We start from the raw sequence: 26,046 nt of genomic DNA, 5'->3' as shown, positions 1-26,046 counted from the left end.
AGGAACACGAACCGCACGATGTCGCCGGCACCTCCGGCTCGGCTCTCTCCCTCGCGGGTTCCCCGGCCCGATCTCACCCTCCATGGGTGAGCTGCGGAGCGACGCGCCGGCCCTAGTATCCCGAGCAGACCACCCAAGGAGGCGTCCATGACCGAGCCGGCCCCCACCACCGCCCGGAGCCAGCCGTGACCTGGGACGGGTCGACGATCACCGCGATCCTCACCGTCCTGCTCGTCGCCTACTGGATCGTGGTGGCGATCGTCCTGATCACCGACGACCGCGACCCCACCACCACCCTCGCCTGGCTCCTCGTGCTGCTGGCGTTTCCCCTCGTCGGCCTGGTCTTCTATGTGATGTTCGGCCGCAACTGGAAGAAACGGGCCGCGCGGGACCCGAGGGTCGCCGCACGCGCGGCCGCCGCCGCGCCGACGCTCGCCCGGATCCGGGACCAGTACCGGGACGTGCACGAGGGCGCCGTGACGGCGGCCGAGGAGACGGGCCACGACAAGCTGATCCGCCTCATCGAGCGCACCGACGGCGCCACCGTCCTGCCCGCCCACAACGTGGAGATCCTTGTCAACGGGCAGGTCAAGTTCGACGCCCTCAAGGCGGACCTCGCCGCGGCCACCGACACGATCAACATCCAGTACTTCATCTGGGAGCGGGACCAGCTCACCGCCGAGCTCACCGAGATCCTGCTCGACAGGCTGGCCGCCGGGGTCGAGGTGCGCATGCTCAACGACTGGGCCGGCAACATCATGTACAAGAAGGACGAGATCAAGCGGCTGCAGCAGGCCGGCATGCGGTTCCACTACGACGTCACGGACCCACGGCAGCTCAACTACCGCAACCACCGCAAGATGGTGATCATCGACGCCACCCGCGGCTACACCGGCGGCATCAACGTCGGCCAGGAGTACATCGACGGGGGCAAGCGCTACCCCTACTGGCGCGACACGCACGTCCGCTTCGACGGCCCCGCCGTCGCGGAGCTGCAGAAGCTGTTCGCCCGGCGCTGGATGGACGTCGACGGCGAGGACCTCCACACCGAGCGGTTCTTCCCCTCGTCTTACCCCGGGACGGGTCCCGGCGTCCTCACCCAGACGGTGGCCACGGGCGTCGACGTGGCGTGGGACCCCGCCAGCCGGGCCCACGTCGTCGCCATGGCCAACGCGCACTCCCGCGTGTGGATCCAGTCCCCGTACCTGGTGCCCACGCCCGACATCCAGTCCACCATGATCGACGCGGCGCTGTCGGGCGTCGACGTGCGGTTCATGATGACGGGGATGCCGGACAAGAAGATCGCCTGGTGGGCGGCCGAGACGTTCTTCGAGCAACTGGCCACCGCCGGCGTGCGCGTCTTCCGCTACACCAGGGGCTTCTTCCACGCCAAGACCATCACCATCGACGGCGAGGTGAGCGCCATCGGCACCCTCAACTTCGACGTCCGCTCTCTGGTGCTCCACAAGGAGCTGATGACGTGGTTCTACGACCCGGCCATCGCCGTGCAGCAGGAGGAGCTGTTCGAGGCCGACATGGCCGACTGCGAGGAGATCACCATCGACATGATCCGCGGCTGGACCCCCGCCAGGCGGCTGCGCAACGCCACGATGCGCCTCACCTCCAACCTCCTCTGACTCCCGACGCCGACCCGCCCCTATCGCTGGCTGAGGTGCCGCGACCCTCTGACTCCCGACGTCGATCCTCCCCTATCGCTGGCTGAGGTGCCGCGAAGCGGCCTCGAAGCCTAAGAAACGCAAGCTGACAAGTATCTATTCAGGGGCTACGAAGCGGCCGCTGACACCGAGCGCCTCAGCCAGCGGCCAGGGGGTCAAGCGGTGGTCAGGGCACCCAGCCCGTCCCACAGCGTAAGGAGGGCGCCGGTGAGGGCCAGGGTCCAGGTCACGGCCGCGGCGGCCCGGGTGGGCACCCGCCGCGACACCAGGTCACCCACGACGATGCCCACCAGCAGGACCACGGCACCCACCCCCCACTCGGGAAGCGAGAGGCGGGGCCACGTCGTCGGGTCCGCCCACACCCTCGCCGCGACCGTGGCGGCAGACAGCGTCACCAGGTACGGCTGCAGCGTGGCGAGGAAGGAGCGCTGCTCCCAGCCGGTGAGGTCGCGGGTGGCGGTGAGCGCCACTCCCCCGACGCCGGCGAGGCTGGTCATGGCCCCCGCCACGGCGCCGGTGCCCACCAGCAGTGGGGCGCTGCGCGCGACGGCGCGGGACCTGCCCACCACCGTCGAGCCGACGAGCGCCACCAGCATGACGCCGGCCGCGACCACCTGCGCCTCGGCCCTGGCCACTACCGTCGACACCCCTGCCCCGACGGCGATGCCGACGAGGCTGGGCGGGACGAGGAGGCGGTAGGCGCGCCAGTCGGCGTCGCGGAGGACCCGGGCGAGGACGAGCAGTGCCGACGTGGCCCCGAAGAGCTGCACCAGCGTGATCCCCTCCCCCGGACCGACGGCGAGGATGACGAAGGGGGCCACCACGATCGCGAACCCGATGCCCGAGGTGCGCTGGAGCACCGCGCCGACGAAAACCGACGCGAAGACCAGCGGCATCACGGGCGGGACCCGTCGACCGTGGTGGCCCCTGCGATCACTTGACGCTGCGGATCAGGAGGAAGCAGCAGATCGCCAGCCCCGCCGCGACGGCCGCCGCGACGAAGACCATGTGGTAGCCGAAGCCGGTGATGACGGCCGCCGCCAGCAGCGGGCCCGCGATCTGGCCGCCCGTGTTGGACAGGTTGAGGATGCCGAGATCCTTGGCGGCGGTCTCCGGGTTGGGCAGCACCGAGATGTTGAGGGCCTGGTCGACGGCGTTGAACGCGCCGAAGCCGATGCCGGCGAGGACGGCGTAGGCGATGATCATCGTCGGCGAGGCGGACAGGAACGGCATGAACACGCCTGCCCCGATGAGCGCGGCGGAGAGGACGACGGGCAGCTTGAGGCGGCCCAGCTTGTCCGCGACCGGACCGGCCACGAACGCCATGCCGATGCCGGCCACCATGATGATGGTCGCGGTGAGGCCGATGTAGCGGGCGGTGTCGGCCTTCTCGAGCAGCATGTAGTCGGTGAGGATGTAGAGCAGGTAGCCCTGGATGGAGAACTTGGCCACCATGATGAGGAACTTGCCGGCCAGCGCCAGGTAGTAGTCGCGGCAGTTGCGGGTGGCGAAGACGAAGTTCTCCAGCACCATCGTCTTGTCGAAGGCCTTCTTCGGCATCGCGATGCTGGAGGCCTCGCGGAAGAAGATCGACGCCAGCGGCCCGGCGAGCGCGGTGAGGACCGCGAGGACCATGAACCCCGTCGAGGTGTTGCCGAGGAACTGGGCGCCGATGACCTGGCCGAGGCCGGTGCCCACGCCGATGCCGAGCGCGTAGGCCGACGCGGCGCTGCCGCGGTGCTGCGGGGCGATGCGGTCGGAGATGGTGGCCAGCAGCGGCGCGATGATGGCGTTGAGGAACACCTGGTAGACGGCCCAGGTGAGCACCAGCGCCGTCGCCGTCTGCACCTGGCCGAGCACCATCAGCGCCACGAGGGACCCGACGGAGCCCACCCAGATCCACGGGGTGCGGCGGCCGAAGCGCGTGCGCGACAGGTCCGAGAACGCGCCGATCATGATGTTGGCCAGCGTGGCCACCACCATCGAGACGGTCGAGTTCAGGGCCACGATGGCGGCCTTGTTCTCGCTGTCGATCTCGGCGATGCGCGCCGGGAGCAGGACGCCGACGGCGCCGAGGTAGGCGACGATCCAGCAGAAGGCGCCGAACGCCAGGCCGACGGCGAGGCGCCACGGGAACCGCGGCTGCTCCTCGTCGGCGGTGCGGGCGCTCCACACGGGCGCCTCGTCGATGACGATGCTTCGTTGCATTGGTGTTCTTACCTTTCAGAGGGTGATGGTGGTGGACGCGCTGCGGGGGTCTCCCCAGTGGCGCGAGACTTCGATGTGGACTTCGCCCGCGGGCAGGTCGAAGGCCTTGTCGGCGGCGTTCCAGCGGGCGAGAGGCTGGAGGCTGACGGGGATGGTGAGGGTCGCGGTGGCGCCGGCGGCCAGCTCGGCGACGGTGAAGCCGATGAGCTCCCGCTCGCCTGCGCGGTCGCCGTCGAGACGGGTGGCGTAGACCTGGGCGACGAACCGGCCGGCGCGGCCGCCGTCGCGCGTGACCTGCGCGGTGACCCGCCCCTCCATGCCGAGCAGCTCGACGCCGACGGGGCCGGCGAGCTCGTGCGAGGCGTAGGAGAGGCCGAAGCCCAGCGGGTAGGCGGCCTCGCGGCCCTGCTTGGCGAGGCGGCGCTGGCCGTACCAGCGGTCGTACTCGATGGCGGTGGCGTCGACGTCGAACTCGGGCAGGTCGTCGGCCGAGCGCACCATGGCGAACGGCAGGCGGCCGCTGAAGTCGACGGCGCCGGTGAGCAGGTCGGCCAGGGCGTGGCCGCCCTCCATGCCGCCGTACCAGCCGAGCACGATCGCGGCGGGCTCGTCGTCCCAGGCGCTGGTGATCACGCCGCCGGCGGTCTGCAGCACGACGACGGTGCGCGGGTTGGCGGCGGCGACGGCGTGGATCAGCTCTTCGTCGTGGGGCAGGAGGCGGAGGTCGCGGCGGTCGCCGCCCGCCTCCGGCCGACCCTTGGCGGCCTCGAGGCGCTCGAACATCGTCGCCAGGACGGCGCGGTCCTCGTCGGTGCGCGGCTCGGGGTAGAGGGCCATGAGGTCGTCGCGGGCGTAGACGCGGCCGTTGACCCACTCGCCCTCCTCGGCGGCGGTGTAGCCGACGACGAGCACGACGGTGTCCGCGGCGGCGGCGGTCGCGGCGGCCTGGGCGAGGTCGCGGCCGTCGTCGTGCACGACGGCGGTCCGCCTGAACCGGGCCCAGAGGCCCTCCAGCGCGGTGACGGCGTGAGGCGGGGTGACGTTGGAGGAGCCGCGGTCGCCGAGGTTGACGGTGTCGGCCAGCGCGCCGATGACCGCGACGGTGTGGCCGGCGGCGTCCGCGAGGGGCAGGAGGGGCGCGTCGGCGGTGCCGTTCTTGAGCAGCACCATCGACTGCTGCGCGGCGCGGCGGGCCAGCGCCGCATGGTCGGGGCCGGCGATGAGTGCGGGGCTGGGGGCGTGAGTGTCGCGGCGGGCGTAGTGGGCGAGCTGCGCGGCGACGATCCGGCGGGCCGACGTGCGCACCGTCTCCCAGGACGTGAGCCCGGCCTCGATCTCGGCGGGGAGGCGCTCGGCGCGGAGCTGCGCGAAGGGGGCCTCGAGGTCGAGGCCGGCCTCGAGGGAGCCGGCGGCGTCGCGGATGGCCCAGATGAAGTCACTCAGCACGAAGCCGTCGAAGCCCCACTCGTCGCGCAGCACGTCGGTGAGCAGGTGCTCGTTGGCGCTGGCCCAGTGGCCGTTGACGGAGTTGTAGGCGCACATCACGGACTCGGCGCCGTCGGCCAGCGCGCGCTCGAAGTGCGGGAGGTAGTCCTCGTGGAGGGTTTCCTCGTCGCAGGTGACGTCGACGTCGAAGCGTGCGTTCTCCATGGAGTTGAGCGCGTAGTGCTTGACGCAGGCCATCGCGTTGGGGCGGACGCCGCGGACCAGCGCGGCGCCCATCTCGCCGAGGAGGAGCGGCTGGTCGGAGTAGGTCTCCTGCGCGCGCCCCCAGGCGGGGTGGCGCAGCAGGTTGATGCAGACGCCGCCGAACAGGTTGCCGCCGGTGGCGCGGACCTCGAGGCCGATGGCGAGGCCGATGGCCTCCTCGAGGTCGCGGTCCCAGGACGCGCCGCGGGCCAGCGACACGGGGAACGCGGTGGCGTCGCCGACGACGACGCCGCGGGGGCCGTCGATGAAGCTGATCCCGGGGATCCCGAGTCGCGGCAGGGCGCCCATGACGAAGGGCACGTGGCTGTAGCCGTGCTCCATGATCCGGCCGCGTCCGGGCCAGAACTCGACGTCGCCGTGCAGGATCGCCAGCTGCTCGTCGGGGGTCATGGCGTCGACGAGGGCGGCGGCCGCGGCGGAGGCGGACCACCCGGCGCGGACGTCGCGGACGAGCTGGTCGAACGTCGAGGCGCCGGTGAGTGTCGCGGCGAGCGTGGCGTCGTCAACCTGGGTCATGCGTTCCTCCACATTGAGTTGCTTTGTACTTAACGGGTATTAAGTTAACACGAGCTTGAGGCCCCTGAACAGGGGGGTCCGTTATTGATACCTCTGGTTGAGCCGCGCCACCGCCCCGCCTTGCTGGCTGAGGTGCGAGGAGCGAGAGGCGAGCCCCCACTACCCGCTGGCTGAGGTGCGAGGAGCGCAGCGACGGGCCTCGAAGCCTAGAAAACGTACGTTGTCAGCTCACGTTTCCTCGGCTTCGAGGCCGCTACGCGGCACCTCAGCCAGCGGTGGGGACGCCGGTTCGCAGCCAGCGGTGGGGACGACGCTCTTGCGCGGCACCTCGGCCGCCGTGTGGGGAGGGTCGAGTACCGTGGAGCGACCCCCTCGACGAAAGGCACCCCACGTGGCAGCTCGCGGTTCCAGCGGCCGCACCCGCCTGGCGGGCGCCGAGCGGCGGACGCAGATCATCGAGGTGGCCACCGAGCTCATCTCCACCAGCGGCTACTGGGCCGTGTCCCTCCACGACATCGGGGTCCGCTGCGGCGTCACCAACGCGGCCGTCCTTCACCACTTCGGCTCCAAGGAGAAGCTCCTCATGGCCGTCCTCGCCCACCGCGACGAGACGGACCGCCTCGCGCTCGCCGCCCAGCTCGGGGTTGACCGCGGGGACCTGTACGCCGTCATCCCCACGATCAGCCTCACCGCCATCTGCGCCGCCATGGTGCGGCGCAACGCGCAGCAGCCCGAGATCGTGCGCCTGTACGCCCTGCTCAGCGCGGAATCGCTGGAGCCGGACCACCCGGCGCACACGTACTTCAACGAGCGGGAGGCCACCGCCATCCGCACGTTCGCCTCCGCGCAGGTGCCCGGGGGCAACTCCCCCGAGCTGGCGCGGCTGGTGCTGGCCGCGATGGACGGGGTGCAGCTGCGCTGGCTGCGCGACCCCGGCCTCGACCTCACCGCCGACTGGGAGCGCGCCGCCGCACGCATCATCCCGGCCTAGCCGGTGCGCGACGATCCTCGACGATGGGTACTGGGCCGGCCACGCCGGGTGATCAGCGCGAGCCCGCAGACCGACGGACGCACAAAGCCCACGAGCCCGCGGCCTAGCCGGACGGCAGCAGGTCCTCGACGTCGGTGCTGATCGGCTCGAGCACCGCGTCAAGGCCCACGAGCCCGCGGCCTAGCCGGACGGGAGCAGATCCTCGACGTCGGTGCTGATCGGCTCGAGCACCGCGTCGGGGAAGTTACGGCGGATCGTCGTGACCTGCCACTTGCCCGACAGCAGGGCCAGGAACGCCCCGTCCTGCCGACGCTCCACGCCCTCGGCGCCCATGATGGAGTTGATGCCCAGCAGGTCCTCGGCGCGGGTCCGCAGCGCGACGGTGTAGGGCAGCTGGTCGAACAGCACGGGCGCGTTGAACTCGTTCTCCATGCGGTGCGCGGCCACCTCGAACTGCATCGGGCCGACGGCGGCGAGGATGGGGTTCTGGCGGGAGCGCGACTCCGCGTCGAGCACCTGGATCACGCCCTCCTGGTCCAGCTGCTCGATCCCTCGCTGGAACTGCTTGTGCTTCGACGGGTCGGCGGCGCGGACCACGCGGAAGTGCTCGGGCGCGAACGACGGGATGGGCGGGAAGTCCACGGGGTCCTCGCCGTACAGCGTGTCCCCCGCGCGCGTGGTGCCGGCGTTGACCAGCCCGATGATGTCGCCGGGGAACGCCTCCTCCAGGGTCTCGCGGTCGCGGCCGAAGACGCTGCTCACGTACTTGGTGGTGAACGCCTTGCCCGTGCCGCCGTGGGTGATGACGTCGCCGCGGTGGAAGACGCCCGAGCAGACCCGCGCGAACGCGAGGCGGTCGCGGTGGGCGCGATCCATGCCCGCCTGCACCTTGAACACCTGCGCGCTGAAGGCCGCCTCCACCGGCCGCGACACCCCGTCGCGGTCCCGCCTGGGCGTGGCGGCGGGGGCCATGTCGGCCACCACGTCGAGGAGGTGCCCGACGCCGAAGTTGGACACGGCGGCGGTGAACAGCACCGGCGTGGTGCCCTGCGCGAGGAACAGCTCCTGGTCGTGCACGTAGCCGTCGCCGGCCAGGAGGTCGAGCTCCTCGCGGGCCGCGTCGTAGTCGGCCAGGTCCCGCTCGGGGATGGCGCCCGCGTCGAACCGCTCCTCGATGGCCTTGGTGCTGCCGCCGGGCGTGCGGGTGAACCGGACGAACTCGTCGCTCCACTGCTCGATCACGCCGTGGAAGTCTCCCGCGATCCCCACCGGCCAGGTCCACGGCGTGGGCACCATACCGGTGCGCTTCTCGATCTCGTCGAGCAGCGCCAGCGCCTCGTGGCCGGGGCGGTCCCACTTGTTGATGACGGTGATGATCGGGATGCGCCGCGAGCGGCACACCTCGAACAGCTTCATGGTCTGCGCCTCCATGCCCTTCGCGGCGTCGAGGAGCATGATCGCGCTGTCGACGGCGGTGAGCACCCGGTAGGTGTCCTCCGAGAAGTCGGCGTGGCCCGGGGTGTCGACGAGGTTGATGACGCAGTCGCGGTAGGGGAACTGCAGGGCCGAGGAACTGATCGAGATGCCGCGGTCCTTCTCCATGTCCATCCAGTCGGACACGGTGCCCTGGCGGCCCGCCTTGCCGTGCACCGCGCCGGCCTGCCCGATGGCCCGGGCGTGCAGCAGCAGGGCCTCGGTGAGCGTCGACTTGCCCGCGTCGGGGTGGCTGATGACGGCGATGGTCCGACGGCGGGCGGCCTGGGCCGAGACCTCGGCGGGGCTCACCACGAGGCACCTCCGCGGGCGATTCGCGGGGCGAGGCGGGGCAGGCGGGCGCGCGCGCGGGCGCTCAGGGTGGAAAACATCTCGGTCGAGGGTACCCGGCCGCGACGGCGGTGCCGACATCGGCGTGGCCCGCCGGCGCGGGCGGCGGGCCGGGTCCGGCGGATATTCCCGTGTTCAGCAGTCAGCGAAAGATGAGCGCCCCCCACGCTCAGCGCCCGTCTCACCGCGGGCGAGAGCGTTGACTGCGCCTGTGGGCGCGCCTAATTTCAGCCTAACCCGCTCACCAGGAGACCCCATGGCCCACCGCAGCACCCGGCTGTCGCGGCGGACGGCAGCCGCCGTCGGCCTGATGACGCTCCTCGGGATGCTGAGCGGGTGCGCGAACACGGCGGCGATCGACGACGTGGTCACCATCGGCTACTTCGCCAACGTCACCCACGCCCCGGCGCTGGTCGCCGACGGCATCGGCCTCTTCGACGAGCGGCTCACCGAGGCGGGCGCCACCGTCACCACCCAGTCCTTCCGCGCGGGGCCGGAGGCGCTGCAGGCGGTGCTCGCCGGCTCCGTCGACGTGGCCTACATCGGCCCCAATCCCACGGTGACCGCGTACCTGCAGTCCGGCGGCGAGGCCGCCCGCGTGATCTCCGGCTCCACCTCCGGCGGGGCCGCGCTGGTGGTCCGGGAGGGCATCGAGTCCGCCGAGGATCTGCGCGGCGCCAGCCTGGCCAGCCCGCAGCTGGGCAACACGCAGGACATCGCGCTCAGGCACTGGCTCGGCACGCAGGGCCTCACGGCCACCGACGACGGCGGCGGGGACGTGCACGTGCTCCCCCAGCCCAACTCCGCGGCGCTGCAGTCGTTCCGGGCCGGCGAGATCGACGGCGCCTGGGTGCCGGAGCCCTTCGTCGCCCGTCTCGTGGAGGCGGGTGGCGTCGTGCTGGTCGACGAGCGCGACCTGTGGCCGGACGGCCTGTTCGTCACCACCAACGTGATCGCGAGCACGCAGTTCGTCGAGGAGCGTCCGGACCTGGTGCGCGCGGTCCTGGATGCCCACCTCGACGCGCTGGCCCTGATCGAGGGGGACCCGGCGGCCGCCCGCGCCGCCGTCGCCGCCCAGATCAAGGCGCTCACAGAGCAGGACATGGACCCCGCGACGCTCGAGACCGCCTGGCAGAGCCTCGAGTTCACCGCAGACCCGCTCGCCGACTCCCTCCGCGAGTCCGCGGCCCACGCGGACGCCGTCGGCCTGCTGCCGGACAAGCCCAACGACGACTTCGCCCGCCTCTGGGACCTGGACGTCCTCAACGAGGCCCTCGTGGCCCGCGGCTCGGCGGAGGTGGCTTCATGACGACGACGGAGACCAGGACCGGGGGGCTCCGGCTGCGGGGCGTGACCAAGTCGTTCGGGGAGGGTGAGCAGCAGGTCACCGCCCTCGGCGGCCTCGACCTCGACGTGGCGCCCGGCGAGTTCGTCGCCCTCGTCGGCGGCTCCGGGTGCGGGAAGTCGACGATGCTCACGCTCGCCGCCGGGCTTGAGACGCCCACCTCCGGCACCATCGAGGCGGGCGGCAAGGTGGCCCTGATGTTCCAGGAGAGCACCCTGCTGCCGTGGCTCACCGCCGCCGGCAACGTCGAGTTGGCGCTGCAGCTGCGGGGGGTCGAGAAGGCCGAGCGACGCACGCTGGCCCGCCAACTCCTGGCGAAGGTGCGCCTGGGGCGGCACGTCGACAAGCGCCCCCACGAGATGAGCGGCGGCATGCGGCAGCGCGTGGCGCTGGCCCGCGTGCTGGCGCAGGACGCCGCCGTCGTCCTCATGGACGAGCCGCTCGGCGCGCTCGACGCCATGACCCGCGACCAGATGCACGACCTCATCGAGGACGTGTGGCTCGACGCCGGGTTCAGCGTGGTGTTCGTCACCCACAACGTGCGCGAGGCGGTCCGGCTGTCGGACCGCACCATCCTGATGGGGTCGCGGCCGGGCCGGATCATCCACGAGCAGGAGATCCACCTGCCCCGCCCCCGGGCCATGGAGTCGGCCGCGTGCGTCGCGCTCGCCGCCGACCTCACCCAACGCCTGCGAGAGGAGGTGGCACGCCATGACGAGACCGACTACTTCGAGATCTGAGACCGACGTCACGGATCCCCTGGAGGTGGCCGACGACGCCGCCGTCGAGTCCCCTGCCGAACGCGCCGGGACCCCCCGCTGGCGTCGCGCCCTCCCCATCCTGCTCGCCACCGGCATCTTCCTCACACTGTGGCAGGTGGTGGTGTGGACCGGCTGGAAGCCCGACTACCTGCTCCCCGGCCCCGTCGCGGTCCTCGGAGAGCTGGGCCGCCTAGCCTCCGAAGGGTCGTTCTGGGAGGCGCTCGGCCGCACGCTCACCCGCGCGGTGGCGGGGTTCGCGCTGGCGCTGATCATCGGAACGGCCATCGGCTTGGCGACGGCGCGGTCGCGGCTGCTGCGCTCGGCCATCGGCTCGCTCGTCACCGGCCTGCAGACCATGCCGTCGGTGGTGTGGTTCCCGCTGGCCATCCTGCTGATGGGCCTCGGCGAGCAGGCGATCATGTTCGTCGTCGTGCTCGGGGCCGCGCCCAGCATCGCCAACGGGGTGCTGACCGGCGTGGACCAGGTGCCGCCCGCCTACCACAAGCTCGGCGACGTGCTCGGCGCCCACGGCTGGACGCTGTACCGGCACATCATCGTCCCGGCCGCACTGCCGTCGTATGTCGCGGGCCTGAGCCAGGGCTGGGCGTTCGCGTGGCGCTCGCTGATGGCGGGCGAGCTGCTGGTGGTGATCCCCGGCGCGATCGCGCTCGGTAACCGGCTGTCCTACGCGCAGGAGTTCGGCGACGCGACGGGGCTGATGGCGTACATGATCGTCATCCTCATCGTCGGCATGCTCGCCGACACGGGGTTCAGCGCCCTGGCGCGGCGGATCCGCCGTCGCCGCGGGCTGGCAACCCCGGCCGAGTCCCACGGCTGAGCGCCCCCTCAGCCAGCGGCATGGGGGCGGCCCGGGCGCGGGCGGGCCTGTGCGTTGAGCCGATGGATGGGTTCGCGGCGGAGCCCCCGCGTGAACTGAGCGTGACCCGCTCCGCGAACCCATCCATCGGCTCAACTGCTCCCCGCCCACGGCGCCCGTGCCGCTGCTGGTACCCCAGGGGGTATATGCTGGGGTCACCTAGCGAAGGAGCCCACCCATGATCGAGTTCATGTCTTCCACCGCCGGCCGGATCACGCGCGCAGCCGTCGGGGCGGTGCTGCTGATCGTCGCGTTCGTGGTCGGCGGGGTGTGGGGCTGGGTCCTCGGCATCCTGGGCGCGGTGTTCGTGACGGTGGGTGTCGCGGACGTGTGCCTGCTCGCTCCGCTCTTCGGGAAGCCGTTCAAGGGCGCCGACGTCCGCGCCTCCCTGCGCTGACCCTCACGCCCCACCGCGGAGGAGGGGCCCAAGTTCAGGGCCCCACGCTCAGGCAGGGCACCAGAGGGTGCCACTACGGGCACGATTCCGCGCCGCCGCCCACGCGACCCTGCAGCGGCAGGGTGCCCTCTCCGCGGAAACGTGCCGGCAGCGAGGGTCACCCTCCCCTCGCCTGAGCGTAGAGGGCTGCACTGGCGTCCCGCCTCCGCGCGGTGGGTCATTCTGACGGGCCGGAGATAGTCGCCGCCTCCCCCACGGCGGCCGTGGTGCTGCGCGACCTCAGTCAGCGGCGACGCCGAACTCCTCCTGGATGCGGGTCAGCATCCGACGGTTGATGTTGTCGGCGTCCTCGTGCCAGCCGAAGACGCACACCGAGATCACGCCGTCGAAGGCGATGTCGTGCAGCGTCGAGAAGACCCGGTCGAAGGGCACCTCGCCCTTGCCGATCTCCGCGTGCTGGTGGACGCGGGCGTCGACGCCCGGCGGGTTGACGATGTAGCGGTTGCCGTCGTTGGCCCGGTGGTTGAGCGCGTCCGCGACGTGCACCTCCCGCAGCTTCGGCGCCGCGTCGCGGATCATCCGCTCCACGTCGCCCGCCCCGTCGGACAGGTGGAAGGCGTGCGGGCAGCAGAACTCGTAGCCGATCCACGGCAGGTTCACGCCCCTGATCAGGCTCATGGCGTCGTCGTGCAGCTCGGCGAAGTCGTACGGGTGCGCCTCCATGTTGAGCCGGATGCCGTACTGCTCGAACACCGGGGCCAGCTCCTCGACGGAGCGGTACCACTGCGCCTCGCACTCGCGGTAGGTGTTGGGGTTGCCGGAGAACTCGGAGGTGATCTCGCGCACGTCGATCTGGTCGGCGAGCTCCAGCAGCCGGCGCCAGTTGCGCACCTGCGCCCGGCGTTCGGTCTCGTCGGTGCTGGACCAGTTGAACACCGGGTTCAGCGTGCGCACCTTCACGCCGGTCTCCGCCTGGGCCTTGTTGAGGCCCGCGACGAAGTCGTCGTCGGCCTTCGGGTAGCGGTGCCAGAAGTGGAACTCGGTGTTGGGCGAGAGCTCCACGTACCGGAAGCCGAGCTCCGCGGCCTTGCGGAGGGTGTCGGCGGTGGACATGGACGCGTAGTACATGTTGGGGTCAAGGGCGATGTCGACCATCGGGGTGTCTTCCTTCTCAGAGTCTCAGGAGTAGAAGCCGGGCTTGGGGATCATCTCGACGGCGACCTCCCCGCCGCCGTTGTCCAGCGAGGCGAGCGCCGCCTCCACCACCGCGACAGCCGCGTAGCCGTCCCACGCGGTGGAGCCCGTGTGCTCGCCGCGCTCCACGGCGCGGATCCACTGCTGGACCTCGGCGTTGAAGGCGTCGTGGAAGCGGTCGATGTGGCTGCGGCAGATGGGGTTGCGGTTGCCGGCGCCGTCGCGGATGTGGGTCTGCTCCTGGTCGCCGAGGCGGATGGTGCCGGTCTCCATCACCACCTCGCACTCGATTGAGTAGCCCCACTGCAGGTTGACGTTGACCTCGTCGTCGATCCGCACACCGGACTCGGTGTAGGCGACGAGCACCAGCGGGTCCTGCAGGTGGGGGAAGCGGTGGCTGGTGGCGCGCGGGGTGTCGATCCGGATCCGGACGATCTCCTCGCCCAGCAGGTAGCGGCAGATGTCGATCTCGTGCGAGGCGGTGTCGTCGATCATGTTCCGCGTGGTGTAGTTCTCCGGCACGCTCGGGTTGCGGTGCCGGCAGTGCACGAGCGTGGGATAGCCCCAGTCGCCCGCCTCGACGGCGGCGCGCATCTGCTGGTAGCCCTTGTCGAAGCGGCGCATGTAGCCCACCGTGACCAGCTTCCTGCCCGCGGCCTGCTCCGCCTCCAGCACGCGCAGGGCGTCGGCCGTGGTGGTGACCATCGGCTTCTCGCACAGCACCGGCTTGCCCGCGGCGATCGCCGCCAGCAGGTCCGGCGCGTGCACCTTGCCGAACGTGGCGATCAGGATCGCGTCCACCTCCGGGTCGGCGATGAGCTCGGCCCCCGTCGCGTAGGCCGTGGCCCCGAGCGGCCCGGCGACGGCGCGCGCCCCCTCGAGGTTCACGTCAGCCACCGCGACGACGCGGCCGCCCGCCAGCTCCTGCTCGATCCGCTCGACGTGGGCGCGGCCCATCCCGCCGGCCCCGATGAGGCCGATCCGTACCGTCATGACAGTCCTTTCGAGAAAGTTGACGGGGCGGGGCCGCCCCCTCCGACAGCCCCGCCCCTGAAGGAGAGAGCTACTTCTTCTTGCTGAAGACGACGTCCACCGCGACCGCGAGGATCAGGATGGCGCCGTTGAACATGCCCTGGTAGTAGGGGTTGACGCCCATCAGCACCAGGCCGCTCTGCAGCGCGGCGAGGATCAGCACACCGACGATGGTGCGCGGGATCGAGCCGAAGCCGCCGCTGAGCTTGGTGCCGCCGATGACGACGGCGGCGATGGACTGCAGCTCCGCGCCGGGGAGCGCCACCGGGGAGGCGGTGCCGAGGCGGGAGGTCAGCAGGACGCCCGCGAAGCCGCCCACCACAGCCGCGACCACGTAGGCCGAGGCCAGCACGTTCTTGGACTTGATGCCGGCCAGGCGCGCGGCCTCCTCGTTGCCGCCGACGGCGTAGATGTGGCCGCCCCAGCGGGTGTAGGCCAGCGCCACGTGCGTGATGACGGCGATGCCGGCGAACCACCAGATGATGCCCGGAAGCCCGAACCACTGCCACTGCACGAGGCCGATCAGCCACTCGGGCAGGTTGATCACGGAGCCGCCGTCGTTGAGCAGCAGCGCCACCGACGTGAGGATCGTGTACATGCCCAGCGTCACCACGAACGGGTTCACCTTGGCGCGGGAGATGAGGACGCCGTTGACCAGGCCGATCAGGGCCGTGGCCGCCATGGCGAGCACCAGGGCGATCGGGCCCAGATGCGCGGTCAGGGCCACCACCATGCCGGCGACGACGGCGGTCTTGGCGATGCCGATGTCGAAGCCGCCGGTGAGCATGACCACCGTCTGCCCCAGCGCCAGGACGCCGATGACGGAGGCGCTGAGCAGGATGTTGCGGATGTTGGCCTGGCTCATGAACTCCGGCCGGGAGATGGTGAACACCACCAGGAGGATCGCGAAGAAGAACAGGAGGCCGTTGCGGCGGAGGACCGGGCCCACCCAGGCCCAGCGGTCCGGCGAGGCGGACTTCGCGGCCGGCGCCGGCGCCGGTGAGGTGGACGTCGGCGTTGACGTGTGTGTGCTCATGATGCTGCCTTGTCGTTGTCGGTACGGATGCGGGCGTGGAGGACGGCTTCCTCGGTGGCGTCCTTGCCGTCCATCTCGGCGACCACCTCGCCGTCGGCGAAGACCATGACGCGGTGGCTCATGCCCTGCAGCTCCGCGTGGTCGGCGGAGACCAGCAGCACCGCCATGCCGGTCTCGGCGAGGGCGACGATCTGGTCGTAGATCTCCCGGCGGGCGCCGACGTCGACGCCGAGCGTCGGCTCGTCCAGGATGAGGAGCTTCGGCGTGACGGCGGCCCAGCGGGCCAGGAGCGCCTTCTGCTGGTTGCCGCCCGACAGCTCCCCGATCACCTTGTTGGGCGACGAGGTGCGCACGTCGAACTGCTTGATCAGCTCGAGGCCCACCTTGCGCTCGCGGGCCGGGATGAGGATGCCGGCCTTGGCGAGCTCGTCGGACTTCACGACGGTGGCGTTGCGCCACACGGGGAGGATCGGGAAGAGGCCGTCGGTCTTGCGGTCGCCGCTGACGTACCCGATGCCTGCCTTCACCGCCCGGTCCGGGTGGCCGAGCGTCAGGGCCCGGCCCCGGATCTCGACGCGGCCGGTGCCGGTGTCGGCGCCGAACACGATGCGTGCGAAGTTGCGCTGGCCTGCCCCGATGGCGCCGGTGAGGCCGACGACCTCGCCGGCCCGCACGGTCATGGACACGTTCCTGGCCAGCTTGCCGGTGACGTTCTCGGCCTTGAGGACCACCTCGTCGGTGACGGTGGGCAGGGCCGGGAACAGGTCGCCCATCTGGCGGCCGACGAGCAGCGGGATGATCTTGGCCGGCACCGAGTCCTCGTGGTTGAGGCCGCCGACGTTCTTCCCGTCGCGCAGCACCTCCACGCGGTCGCAGATGCGGGGGATCTCGTCGAGGCGGTGGCTGACGTACAGCACGGGGATCCCGGTGGCCTTGAGGGTGGCGATGAGCTCGAACAGCTCGTCCACCTCGTCGGGGTTGAGCGCCGCCGTCGGCTCGTCGAGGATGATCAGGGTGTCGGCCTCGGCGGCCGCCCTGACGATCTCGACGCGCTGCTTCTGCGCGACGCTCAGGTCCTGGACCAGGGTGGTGAGCGGCAGTTCGATGCCGAAACGCGCGGTCACCTCCCTGGCCTTGGCGAGGATGGCCTTCTGGCGGATCCAGAAGGGGAGCCAGGACACGCCCGGCTCGCGGCCCATCATGAGGTTCTGGGCGACGGTGAGGTTGTCGGCGAGCGAGCTGTGCTGGTGCACCGTCGCGATGCCGCGGCTCAGGGCGTCGATCGGCTCGGAGAACCTCACCTGCTCGCCCCGGACCCGGATCTCGCCGCCGTCGGGGATGTAGACGCCGGCGAGCACCTTGATGAGGGTGGACTTGCCTGCGCCGTTCTCCCCGAGGAGACCGACGACCTCCCCCGCGTGCAGCGTGAGGTCCACACCGTCGAGTGCCCGGAACCCGGCAAAGATCTTGGTAATCCCGCGCGCTTCGATGCGGGGAAGGTCGACGGTCATCAGATCACCAGTCCCCGGGGTTGTCGGCGGCGTTGTCCTTGGTGATGATGAGCGCCTCGACGATGACGGTCGGGCGGTCGCCCGAGTCGTCGACGGGGATCTCCTCACCGCGGACCAGCGCGGCCAGGGTGCGCACGGAGGTGGCGCCGTCGTCGTTGCCGGAGACCTTCACGGTGCCGAACATCTTGCCGGAGGCAACCGCCTCGGTGCCCTCGAGGGAGCCGCCGATGCCGATGACGCCGATCTTGGTGTCCAGGCCCTGCTCCTTGAGCACGGTGGCCGCGGCCAGCGCCTCGGGGTCGGTCTGGGCGAGGATGAAGTTGAGGTTCGAGTCCTTCTGCAGCATCGTCTGGGTGACGTCGGCGGCCTTGACCGGGTCGAAGTCGTTGGTCTCCTCCATCACGATCTCGATGTTGGCCTGGTCGGCGATCTTGTCCTTGAGGCCGGCGGAGCGGTTCACCTGCGGGGTGGCGCCCAGGGTGCCCACCTGCAGCGCCACGCGGCACGGGTCGATGCCCTCGCAGGCCTGGATGAGCAGGTCGCCCTGGAAGCCGCCCATCTGGTAGTCGTTGAAGCCGGTGTGCACGATCGGGTTGGCCCCGTCGACGCCGCCGTACTCCATGTCCAGGGTGCGGTTGGAGGTGATCATGATGATGCCGGCGTCGTTGGCCGCCTGCACCGTCGGCTGGTTGGCCGTCGGGTCGACGGAGGCGACGGCGAGGCCCTGGATGCCGCTGACGATCATGGTGTTGACCTGGTCGTTCATGGTCTGGGCGTCGTTCTTGGCGTCGGTGATGGTGAGCTCGACGCCGAGCTTCTCGGCCTCGGCCTCGGCGCCCTTGATCCATCCGGTCCAGAACAGCTGGTTGCCGGCGGGGAGCGCGATGCCGAGCTTGATGGTGTCGCCGTTGCCGCCGTCGCCCGTGGCGGAGCCGGAGGTCGCGGGGTCTGCCGTGCCGCTGCAGGCGGCCAGCGCGAGCACGCTGAGAGCGGCGATCGTGGTGGTCAATGTCTTGCGCATGGAGGATCTCCTTCGTTGGGGATGTGCGCGGAGGGGGGAGGTCCCGCCGGGGGCGGGTCCCACACGCCCGCCGGGGATGTCCCCGACGGACCGTGGGTGGGTAGGGGTCCTCACTCACCCTCGAGTGAGGACCGATCGACTGACGGGAGGGGTCACTCGCCCTTGAAGGCGGCCCAGGCGTCGAGCAGGACCTTCGAGGCCACCTCGAGGCCCTCGATGCGGCCGAGCTCGGTGTCTTCGTGCTCGATGTTGAGGCACATGTCGGGGTCCACCTCGTACAGCGCACGGATGAACTCGGTCCAGTAGGCGGTGTCGTGGCCCTTGCCGAGAGCGACGAAGTCCCACGAGGAGTCCTTCGGCCACTCGTTGGCCCACTCGTCGCCACCGAGGTTGACGCGGGCCTCGTCGGCGCCCATGCGGCGGAAGCCGTTGTCCAGCACGCCGTTGAGCTTGGCGTTCTCGGTGTTGATGCGGATGTCCTTGGCCGCGGCGTGGAAGATCAGCGGGCCGAGCTCACGCACCACGGCTACCGGATCGGCCTGCTGCCAGAACAGGTGCGAGGCGTCCATCTCGACGCCGACGTGCGTGGCGCCGGTCAGGTCGACGAGCTTGCGGATGTCGCGGGCGTTGAACACGATGTTCTGCGGGTGCAGCTCGAGGGCCACCTTGACGCCGTGGTCCTTGGCCAGCTGGTCGATGTCGCTCCAGAACGCGGCGGCGATCTCCCACTGGTAGTCCAGGACGTCGAGGGCGGCGGAGTTCCAGGCGTTGACCACCCAGTTGGGGTACTTCGCGCCGGGCTCGCCGCCGGGCAGGCCCGACATGGTGACCACGCGGTTCTGCCCCAGCGCCGCGGCGGCGCGGATGGAGCGGCGGATGTCCTCGGCGTGCTTCTCGCCGATCACCGGGTTGGGGTGCAGCGGGTTGCCGTTGCAGTTGAGGCCGGCGATCTCGACGCCGGTGCCCTCGAAGCGGGCCAGGTACGCCTTGGCGGCCGCGGGGCTGGCGACGATCTCGTCGATCTCCTGGATGTGGGTGGGGGGCAGGAAGCCGCCCGAGTTGATCTCGATGCCGTTGAGGCCGAGACCACCGATCACCTTGAGCGCCTCCTCGAGGGGGCGGTCGTGGAGGACCGCGTTGTAGACACCGAGCTTCACAGGTTCACCGTCTTTCCGTTGTTGGCAGCCGACTCAGCGACGGCGGCGAGGATTTCCATGTTGTGGACGCCTTCGTCGAACGAGGCGTTGCGGGGGAGGGACTCGGACTCGGGGATGCCGGCCACCTCTTCGAGGAAGGCGCGGGCCTGGAAGGCGAAGCCCTCGTTCTGGCCGAAGCCCACGCCCGAGACGTCGATGGCCATGCCGCCGGCGACGTAGGGGTGGTCGGAGCCGAGGTTGACGGTGCGGTAGCCGTTCTTGCCGGGCTCGTCGTCGTGGAGGTAGAGGCGCACCTGCGACGGGGTGTCCTGGTGGAAGCTGGCGGCGCCGTTCTCGCAGAACACCTCGAAGTTGAGGCCGTTGGGGTAGCCGGCCGCCACGCGGGAGACCTCGAGGCTGCCGCGGACCTCGCCGAAGAGGGCGGTGTAGGTGGCGTAGTCGTCGTTCTCGACGGGCTCCATCACGTCGGAGACCGCGGCCAGGCCGTGGCCGACGACGGCGCCCAGCGGAACGGGGCGCTCCTTCACGGCGGTGACGAAGGCGCCGCCCGCGACGGAGCGGATGTCGTCGCCGACGAGGAACTCGGACAGGTAGGTGAGGTGGCTGCCGACGTCGGCGAGCGCGCCGGAGCCCATGGGGCCCTTGTAGCGCCAGCTGATCGGGCCGTTGGGGTTGCAGCCGTAGTCGCACCAGTAGCGGCCGGAGTAGTGCAGGACCTTGCCGAGGGTCCCGTCCTCGATCCAGTTCTTGATGGCCGCGATGCCGGGCTGGCGGCGGAAGGTGAGGCCGATGCGGGCGAGCGACGACGCCTCGCGGGCCAGGCGGGCCATCTCGCGGGCGGACTCGAGGGTGTCGGCGAGGGGCTTCTCGCACAGCACGTGCTTGCCGGCCTCGAGCAGGCCCTTGACCACCTCGAGGTGGAGGCTGTTGGCGATGACGACGCTGACCACCTGGATGTCGGGGTCTTCGGCGATCGCGCGCCAGTCGGTGTCGCTGCGCTCGTAGCCGTAGCGGCGTGCGGTGGCCTCGCCGACGGCGGCGTTGACGTCGCCGATGGAGACGTAACGCAGTTCGGGCAGCGTGGGCTGGTAGAGAGTGGGGGCCACGCGATAGGCGGCGGCATGGGACTTGCCCGCCATACCCGCCCCGATCACGGCGATGCCGATGGTCATTCATCCTCCTTGATGTATGCTTGGAGCGTTCCAAGTAGGATCACTGTAGGCGCATGAAAAATGTTCTGTCAATAGGGATCTTGGATAAGCTGTCCGGACACGGAAGGAGACACCGGTGACCCCCGCCCCACGCACGTCACGGCCGACGATCTACGACGTCGCCCGTGAGGCCGGCGTGTCCAAGTCACTGGTCTCCCTGGTTCTCAACGACTCCGAACTGGTGGCCGCCGCCAAGCGCACGGCCGTGCTGGAGGCCATCGACAAGCTCGGATACCGCCGCAGCCGCGCCGCCGCCAACCTCGCGAGCCAGCGCACGAAGACTGTCGGGCTGATCATCGACGACTTCCAGAACCCGTGGTTCGTCGAGGTCCTGCGCGGGCTGAGGGCTGCGCTCGGGCCTGAGGGGATGCACGTCGCCATCCGGGAGCAGTTCACGGTGGGCGGCGTCCTGGTCAGCGCCATCGACGGCTTCCTGGACAATCAGGTGGACGCGCTGGTGATCGCGGCGGAGCCCGGCCGCGACCTGCCTGATCTCGGCATCCCGACAGTGGTCGAAGGGACCCGCCTGCACGACGTGGCCGGGGCGGACCACGTGGCCAGCGACCAGGAGCTGGGGGTGCGGCTCCTCATGCAGCACCTGCATTCACTAGGGCATACGCGCATCGGGCACGTCACCGGCGAGGGTGGCGCGGCGGCGAAGCGCCGCGACGCGTACCTCGAGTTCATGGCCTCGATCGGGCAGGAGCCGTGTGTCGCGGGCCAGCGCAACACCACCAACGAGGACGGTGGCTACGCCGGCACCGTCGAGTTGCTGCGCCGATTCCCGGACATCACGGCCGTCTTCGCCGCCAACGACACCATGGCGCTCGGCGCCCGCGCCGCCCTCCGCGAGGTCGGCCGCGAGGTGCCCGCCGACGCGGCGTTGATCGGCTACGACAACTCGCAGTTCGCGCGCAGCCGCTTCCTGGACCTCACGACGGTGGACAACCGCGGCTTCGACGTCGGTGTCGCGTGCGGCGAGGCGATCATCCGCCGCCTGGCGGACCCGACGGCGCCGCCCACGTCCGTGGTGATCCCGAGCCGCCTGGTGGTCCGCTCCTCCTCCGCCGCCGTCCCCCGCCCCCAGCCGCCGGAAAACGCCGTCTAACGAGCCCTTCCGCTGGGTGAGCCGGTCGGGCGCGCGTCGCTCCGCTCCTTGCGGCCCGGGTGGGATTCCGCTGGTTGAGCCGCGCCGAGCCGCCTGCGGCTCAGCGCGTGTCGACTTGGGTTGAGCCAGGCAAAGCCGCGAAGCGGCGCAGCCCGCGCCGAAACCACCCACCCGCATCCGGTTCGAGGACCTGGCCCAGGTCCGAGCGGTCCGTCACATTGGTTTCGACACGGGCGCGCGTCGCTTCGCTCCTTCGGCCCGGCTCAACCAGCGGGAGAGGGGCGGCCAGCTCACGTCGGAAAAGACGAGTCCGCTCAAGCCAGCGGAGATCGTCCGAGCCGAACTCTTCTTCGACCTGTCAAACCCCAGCCCTTGCAACTTGGAGCGCTCCATATTACCCTGGACATTGTTATGACACCTAGCTTCACCGGAGAGGCGGACGGCATGAGCGTCGCACCACGACAGGTCCTCCACGCCGAGGCCCAGCGGGTCCCCGTCACGCTGGACCGCGAGAGCCCCATCCCGCTCTACCACCAGCTCTACGAGCAGCTCGCCGCCGCCATCCTCGACGGCACCCTCAGCCCGGGCGAGCGCTTCGAACAGGAGCTCTCCCTCGCCGACCGGCTCGGCCTGTCCCGCCTGACCATCCGGCGCACGATGGGGGAACTCGTCAACCACGGGCTCCTGGTTCGCGGTCGAGGGGTCGGCACCGTCGTCGCACACCGCTCCATGGAACAGCGCCACGGGCTGGGCAGCCTCCACGACGACCTCGCGGCGGCCGGCCACAACCCGTCGACGCGTCTCCTGTCGATGGTGTACCCCAGCCACGACGTCCGCGTGACCACCCTGCTGAAGGTGGGCACGAAGACCCCGCTGCTCGCCGTCGAGCGGCTCCGCCTGGCCGACGGCGCCCCGCTGGCCATCCTGCGCAACTGGCTCCCCCCGTCGGCATCGGCTGTCCGGTTCACCGACCTGGAGCAGCACGGCCTCTACGCCACCATGCGCCGCCACGGGATCCACCCGCAGCTGGCCACGCAGAGCATCGGCTCGCGGCGGGCCACCCCACAGGAGCGCGAGGCGCTGGAGATCGGCCGGTTCGACCCGGTGCTCACCCTGACGCGACTCTCCTTCAACGAGGTTGGCCAGCCGGTGGAGTACGCCGAGCACACCTTCCGCGGGGACCGCTACGAGCTCGACCTGACCGTCCGCGCCGGGTCCCCCGTCGACCCCTCGTAGCCGCCGGACACGGTGCGGCCCATCTCGACGAGGTGGGCCAGCCGTCGGAGCTCGACCTCGCCGTCCGCGCCGGATCCCCCGTCGACACCGAATAGTTGCCGGACACGCGGATGCGGCGGCCCTCAGGCCGCCGCATGCGCTCCACTTCAGTAGGTCAGGACTTCGGGACCTTCACGTGGCCCCTGGTGGTGTCGCTGGAGCCGATGCCGCTGGTGGTCACCTTCGCGGTGGTGCCGGTGGAGGCGATCGGGCCGAGAGCCGTGGCCACGACGGGCCTGTACCCGCTTGAGTGGCCGGTGGCGTTGGGGTGGAACGACTCGTAGGACTTGAACAGCGAGGCGTTGAGGATCCACGGCGAGCGGTCGCACACGGCGTGGCCGACGAACGGGGTCCGGACGTCGGCGAAGGTCACCCCGGCGTCGCCTGCCGCATTCGAGATGGCCGTGGCGAGCACGTCGGCACCCTTGTTGAGCTGCGTCATCTCCGTGCTGGTGAAGCTGGTCAGGATGCTGCAGTCCTTGCCGTTGAACAGCCGTGGGTAGGACGTGGCCACGACCTTCGCCCCCGGCGCCTCCGCCTTCACTGCGCTGAACAGGGTCGCCAGCTGGGCGCGGAAGGCAGTGGAGCCCGCCTTTGAGGTCGCGGTGGCGACGGCGTTGAGGCAGGCGGTGGTGTTGGTGCCGAGGCAGGTCGACACCACCGAGGAGAAGCCGATGTCGTTGCCGCCGATGGTGATGGTGACGTAGGCGGCGCCTCCGAGATTGCCCATCTGCTTGGTGGTGACGTCGTTGATGGTGGCGCCCGAACACGCCTCCAAGACGAGTTGGAGGCCGGAGGCGGTCGCGATCAGCCCCGGGTAGCTCTTGAGCGAGCGATAGCACCCAGCGTTGGCCGTACCGGTCAGGTAGCTGCCGGCTCCGTTGCCGGAGGCGTAGCTGTCGCCCAGCGCGACGTACTTGGGCTGGGCAGCTTCAGCGGTCACGCTGAAGGAGAGGAAGACGACGAGCGTCGCCAACGCGGCCCCGATGCCGCGGATGCCCCTGCGGTTCATGTCGTCAAGCTATACCCGCGCGGGTGCCCCGGCAATGGGCGTTTGCCGTCGTTCTCGGGTCGTCCTCACCGCAGTCGCGCCGACCCCGCGCACGAAACACCGTCGCGAATCCACCTCGACGCCCGTGGTGACGTCGGGCACCGACTCAGACGGCGTGTCGTGCCCAGGAGGGGCGGTCGGGACGGGGTTTCGCGGGCGACACCTCCGAGGCGGGCGCGCACGAAACACCGTCCCGAATCCACCTCGACGCCCGTGGTGACGTCGGGCACCGACTCAGACGGCGTGTCGTGCCCGGGAGGGGCGGTCGGGACAGGGTTGCGCGGGCAGCACCTCCAAGGCGGGCGGGCACGAAACACCGTCGCGAATCCACCTCGACGCCCGTGGTGACGTCGGGCACCGACTCCGGCGGCGTGTCGTGCACGGGAGGGGTCAGCGGTGGGTCGGGACAGCGGTGGGTCGGGAGGGGTCAGCGGTGGGTCGGGAGGCGGTCAGAAGGGGGTCCGGGCGGCCTCGACGGCCGGGCGGAGCTCTGCCGCGACACCGTCGAACAGCCCCGCCGCGACACTCCTGCCCGACAGGTGGCGCATGAACTCCACCGCCGGCAGGACCACCTCGGACGGGGTATCGTCCGCCCGCGCCGGCACCGAGCCCGCCCCGGCGTCGGGGCCGAGGAGCCACGCGCCGCCCGCCGGCCCCGTGAGGCGCAGCACGACGGCGGGGCCGGTCCAGGCGAGGCCGAGGTCGCGGATCACCTGCTCCACCACCTCCGCGTCCGTGGGGTCCGACGCCGGCTCGCGGCCCACCGCCCGCGCGATGTCCTGGCGGTGCAGCCAGGTGTCCCTGGTCAGGATGGTGTCCACGAACGACCCGATCGTCGTGTATGACGGCAGCGCCGCGTCGTTGGTGAGCCGACGGCGCATCCAGCCGGGGGTGTCGCGGCCCGACATCGCCCGCCGTCGGATCCGCTCCAGCAGCTCGTCGGTGGAGAGCGCTCGATGCCGGTCGATGCCCACCTCGTTGGCCGCGTCCAGAGAGCTGCGCCCCCGGTAGCGGAACCGGCCGATCTGCGCGTCGACGACGTACAGCAGCGGGTTGCCCGGGAAGCGGGCCGCCGAGGCCACGTGGCCCACCATGTCGCGGACGGTCCACGCGGGGCACTCGGTGACGGTTGCCCACTGCTCGGGGGCGAGGCCGCGCACCTCGTCGATGAGCCGCAGGTGCTGCGCCCGGCCCACGCGGAGGCCCTCGCCCGGCCCGGGGAGGGGGATGTCGACGGCCCGCACGAGCAGGCCCGTCGCATCGTCATCGCCGCGGGGGGCGCTGCCGGATTCGGTCATGGTCTCGTCCTTCGTCGCGCCGTGGCCAGGGAGGGAGGTGTCAGTCGCTCGCATGGGAGGTCCTTTCGGGGAGGTGGGCGAGCATCAGCGCCCGGATGAGCGCCGGGAAGTGCCGTGAGGCAGTGCCCTCGTCGTACGCGACGCCGGGCTCGTTCGCCAGTTGGCGGACGATCACGCCGGTGGCCGCGCTGGCCAGGTTCTGCGTCAGCTCGTCGACGTCGACGTCCGCGTCCAGCAGCCCGTGATCGCGCAGGCCCACCACCTCGGCAGCGAGGGCGGCGAACAGTGCCATCGACGGCTCGAACGCCTCAGGGCTGGGCTGCCACGCGGGCACGGGACGGGTCAGCATGAGTTGGCTCAGCTCCGGATTGGCCAGCGCCCAGCGCACGAACGTCGCGTTCGTCTCGACCGCGCGCCCGACGGCGTCCGAGGCAGGCGTGACGGGACCGAGCCGGTCCCGATGCGAGAGGACGGCGTCGCGGCAGGCCTGCCATCCCCGTCGGAACAGCTCGTCGTAGAGGGCGTTCTTCGAGGCGACGTACGTGTACAGCGACGGCGTCCGCACCCCCAGGCGGCGCGCGACCTCGCCCAGCGACAGCCCGGCCACCCCCTGCTCCGCCATGATCTCGACGGCGAAGGCGAGGATCTCCTCGCGGGTCTCGTCGTGGCGTCGTCGCCGACGCGGTGTCGTGGTGTCCATCGCTTCTCCTGACGCCACAAGGTAATCCTAATGATATAAGGAGTCAAGAGGTGCAGAGGTGCGAATCGCTTACCGCGATCTCGGGGTCCGGGCGTCCCGACCCCATCCCATGTAGGCAAGGCAGAGGCTTGCCACTGCCGGTATGAC

At 70.8% G+C, this 26,046-nt stretch carries 22 protein-coding genes; 8 read left to right on the top strand and 14 right to left on the bottom strand.

All coding sequences use genetic code 11. From position 1 onward, the window contains the following. Positions 1-185: 185 nt before the first annotated feature. The gene (cls, locus tag ACX1D3_RS03530; protein ID WP_458995602.1) at positions 186-1,637 is read left to right on the top strand and encodes a cardiolipin synthase; all 1,452 of its coding nucleotides are present in this window, start codon (positions 186-188) and stop codon (positions 1,635-1,637) included. Between the two features lie 194 nt (positions 1,638-1,831). On the opposite strand, the gene ACX1D3_RS03525 is transcribed toward cls, so the two are convergent. The 3 genes from ACX1D3_RS03525 to ACX1D3_RS03515 are packed head-to-tail and all read right to left on the bottom strand — an operon-like array spanning position 1,832 to position 6,110. Further along, positions 1,832-2,572, bottom strand: a complete 741-nt coding sequence (locus ACX1D3_RS03525) for a TSUP family transporter (RefSeq protein ID WP_458996477.1) — start codon at positions 2,570-2,572, stop codon at positions 1,832-1,834. Between the two features lie 37 nt (positions 2,573-2,609). After that, a complete protein-coding gene (locus ACX1D3_RS03520; RefSeq protein ID WP_458995601.1) occupies positions 2,610-3,884 on the bottom strand; it encodes an MFS transporter in 1,275 nt (424 codons plus the stop codon). 15 nt (positions 3,885-3,899) lie between these two features. Then, complete coding sequence (locus ACX1D3_RS03515) at positions 3,900-6,110, bottom strand: beta-glucosidase family protein (protein ID WP_458995600.1); 2,211 nt, start codon at positions 6,108-6,110, stop codon at positions 3,900-3,902. 391 nt (positions 6,111-6,501) lie between these two features. Here ACX1D3_RS03515 and ACX1D3_RS03510 point away from each other — a divergent pair, with 391 nt between their 5' ends. Continuing rightward, entirely contained in the window at positions 6,502-7,101 is a 600-nt protein-coding gene (locus ACX1D3_RS03510; protein ID WP_458995599.1) for a TetR/AcrR family transcriptional regulator, read from the top strand. A 180-nt stretch (positions 7,102-7,281) separates the two neighbouring features. On the opposite strand, the gene ACX1D3_RS03505 is transcribed toward ACX1D3_RS03510, so the two are convergent. After that, entirely contained in the window at positions 7,282-8,886 is a 1,605-nt protein-coding gene (locus ACX1D3_RS03505) for a peptide chain release factor 3 (protein ID WP_458995598.1), read from the bottom strand. Positions 8,887-9,181: 295 nt separating this feature from the next. Here ACX1D3_RS03505 and ACX1D3_RS03500 point away from each other — a divergent pair, with 295 nt between their 5' ends. The 4 genes from ACX1D3_RS03500 to ACX1D3_RS03485 all read left to right on the top strand — a co-directional run bounded on the left by ACX1D3_RS03500 (position 9,182) and on the right by ACX1D3_RS03485 (position 12,305). Then, on the top strand, positions 9,182-10,234 hold the full coding sequence (locus ACX1D3_RS03500) for an ABC transporter substrate-binding protein (protein ID WP_458995597.1): 1,053 nt from the start codon (positions 9,182-9,184) through the stop codon (positions 10,232-10,234). After that, positions 10,231-11,010 carry an ABC transporter ATP-binding protein gene (locus tag ACX1D3_RS03495; protein ID WP_458995596.1) on the top strand — a complete coding sequence of 260 codons (780 nt, stop codon included), beginning with the start codon at positions 10,231-10,233 and terminating at the stop codon, positions 11,008-11,010. Before ACX1D3_RS03500 ends, ACX1D3_RS03495 begins: the two co-directional genes overlap by 4 nt. Then, positions 10,982-11,869: an ABC transporter permease gene (locus ACX1D3_RS03490; RefSeq protein WP_458995595.1), complete on the top strand. Its 888-nt coding sequence runs from the start codon at positions 10,982-10,984 to the stop codon at positions 11,867-11,869. The genes ACX1D3_RS03495 and ACX1D3_RS03490 overlap by 29 nt, the downstream gene beginning before the upstream one ends. A gap of 217 nt (positions 11,870-12,086) precedes the next feature. Beyond that, positions 12,087-12,305, top strand: a complete 219-nt coding sequence (locus ACX1D3_RS03485; protein WP_458995594.1) for a YgaP family membrane protein — start codon at positions 12,087-12,089, stop codon at positions 12,303-12,305. A 279-nt stretch (positions 12,306-12,584) separates the two neighbouring features. Here ACX1D3_RS03485 and ACX1D3_RS03480 read toward each other — a convergent pair whose 3' ends face one another. The 7 genes from ACX1D3_RS03480 to ACX1D3_RS03450 all read right to left on the bottom strand — a co-directional run bounded on the left by ACX1D3_RS03480 (position 12,585) and on the right by ACX1D3_RS03450 (position 20,428). Further along, positions 12,585-13,460 carry a sugar phosphate isomerase/epimerase family protein gene (locus ACX1D3_RS03480; RefSeq protein WP_458995593.1) on the bottom strand — a complete coding sequence of 292 codons (876 nt, stop codon included), beginning with the start codon at positions 13,458-13,460 and terminating at the stop codon, positions 12,585-12,587. A 24-nt stretch (positions 13,461-13,484) separates the two neighbouring features. Continuing rightward, positions 13,485-14,492, bottom strand: a complete 1,008-nt coding sequence (locus tag ACX1D3_RS03475; RefSeq protein WP_458995592.1) for a Gfo/Idh/MocA family protein — start codon at positions 14,490-14,492, stop codon at positions 13,485-13,487. Positions 14,493-14,562: 70 nt separating this feature from the next. Beyond that, positions 14,563-15,567, bottom strand: coding sequence for an ABC transporter permease (locus ACX1D3_RS03470; RefSeq protein ID WP_458995591.1), 1,005 nt, complete (start codon positions 15,565-15,567; stop codon positions 14,563-14,565). Then, the gene (locus tag ACX1D3_RS03465) at positions 15,564-17,078 is read right to left on the bottom strand and encodes a sugar ABC transporter ATP-binding protein (protein ID WP_458995590.1); all 1,515 of its coding nucleotides are present in this window, start codon (positions 17,076-17,078) and stop codon (positions 15,564-15,566) included. Before ACX1D3_RS03465 ends, ACX1D3_RS03470 begins: the two co-directional genes overlap by 4 nt. A gap of 4 nt (positions 17,079-17,082) precedes the next feature. Further along, a complete protein-coding gene (locus tag ACX1D3_RS03460) occupies positions 17,083-18,099 on the bottom strand; it encodes a sugar ABC transporter substrate-binding protein (RefSeq protein WP_458995589.1) in 1,017 nt (338 codons plus the stop codon). 152 nt (positions 18,100-18,251) lie between these two features. Beyond that, positions 18,252-19,256 (bottom strand): sugar phosphate isomerase/epimerase family protein, encoded by a 1,005-nt coding sequence (locus tag ACX1D3_RS03455; RefSeq protein ID WP_458995588.1) that lies wholly within the window; start codon positions 19,254-19,256, stop codon positions 18,252-18,254. Then, on the bottom strand, positions 19,253-20,428 hold the full coding sequence (locus tag ACX1D3_RS03450; RefSeq protein WP_458995587.1) for a Gfo/Idh/MocA family protein: 1,176 nt from the start codon (positions 20,426-20,428) through the stop codon (positions 19,253-19,255). The genes ACX1D3_RS03455 and ACX1D3_RS03450 overlap by 4 nt, the downstream gene beginning before the upstream one ends. A gap of 115 nt (positions 20,429-20,543) precedes the next feature. On the opposite strand from ACX1D3_RS03450, the gene ACX1D3_RS03445 reads away from it, so the two are divergent. Further along, positions 20,544-21,575, top strand: a complete 1,032-nt coding sequence (locus ACX1D3_RS03445) for a LacI family DNA-binding transcriptional regulator (RefSeq protein ID WP_458995586.1) — start codon at positions 20,544-20,546, stop codon at positions 21,573-21,575. A gap of 444 nt (positions 21,576-22,019) precedes the next feature. Continuing rightward, positions 22,020-22,811, top strand: a complete 792-nt coding sequence (locus tag ACX1D3_RS03440) for a GntR family transcriptional regulator (RefSeq protein WP_458995585.1) — start codon at positions 22,020-22,022, stop codon at positions 22,809-22,811. A 154-nt stretch (positions 22,812-22,965) separates the two neighbouring features. Here the strand turns inward: ACX1D3_RS03440 and ACX1D3_RS03435 are convergent, their stop codons facing one another. From ACX1D3_RS03435 to ACX1D3_RS03425, 3 genes are all read right to left on the bottom strand, one after another. Next, entirely contained in the window at positions 22,966-23,862 is an 897-nt protein-coding gene (locus ACX1D3_RS03435) for an SGNH/GDSL hydrolase family protein (protein ID WP_458995584.1), read from the bottom strand. Between the two features lie 488 nt (positions 23,863-24,350). Beyond that, complete coding sequence (locus ACX1D3_RS03430) at positions 24,351-25,253, bottom strand: maleylpyruvate isomerase family mycothiol-dependent enzyme (protein WP_458995583.1); 903 nt, start codon at positions 25,251-25,253, stop codon at positions 24,351-24,353. Continuing rightward, positions 25,240-25,899, bottom strand: a complete 660-nt coding sequence (locus tag ACX1D3_RS03425) for a TetR/AcrR family transcriptional regulator (protein ID WP_458995582.1) — start codon at positions 25,897-25,899, stop codon at positions 25,240-25,242. The genes ACX1D3_RS03430 and ACX1D3_RS03425 overlap by 14 nt, the downstream gene beginning before the upstream one ends. Positions 25,900-26,046 lie beyond the last annotated feature (147 nt).

This window comes from Tessaracoccus yangjingae (genome assembly GCF_054483935.1).
The sequence above is the reverse complement of the archived record's forward strand: the minus strand, read 5'-3'. Positions and strand labels throughout refer to the sequence as shown.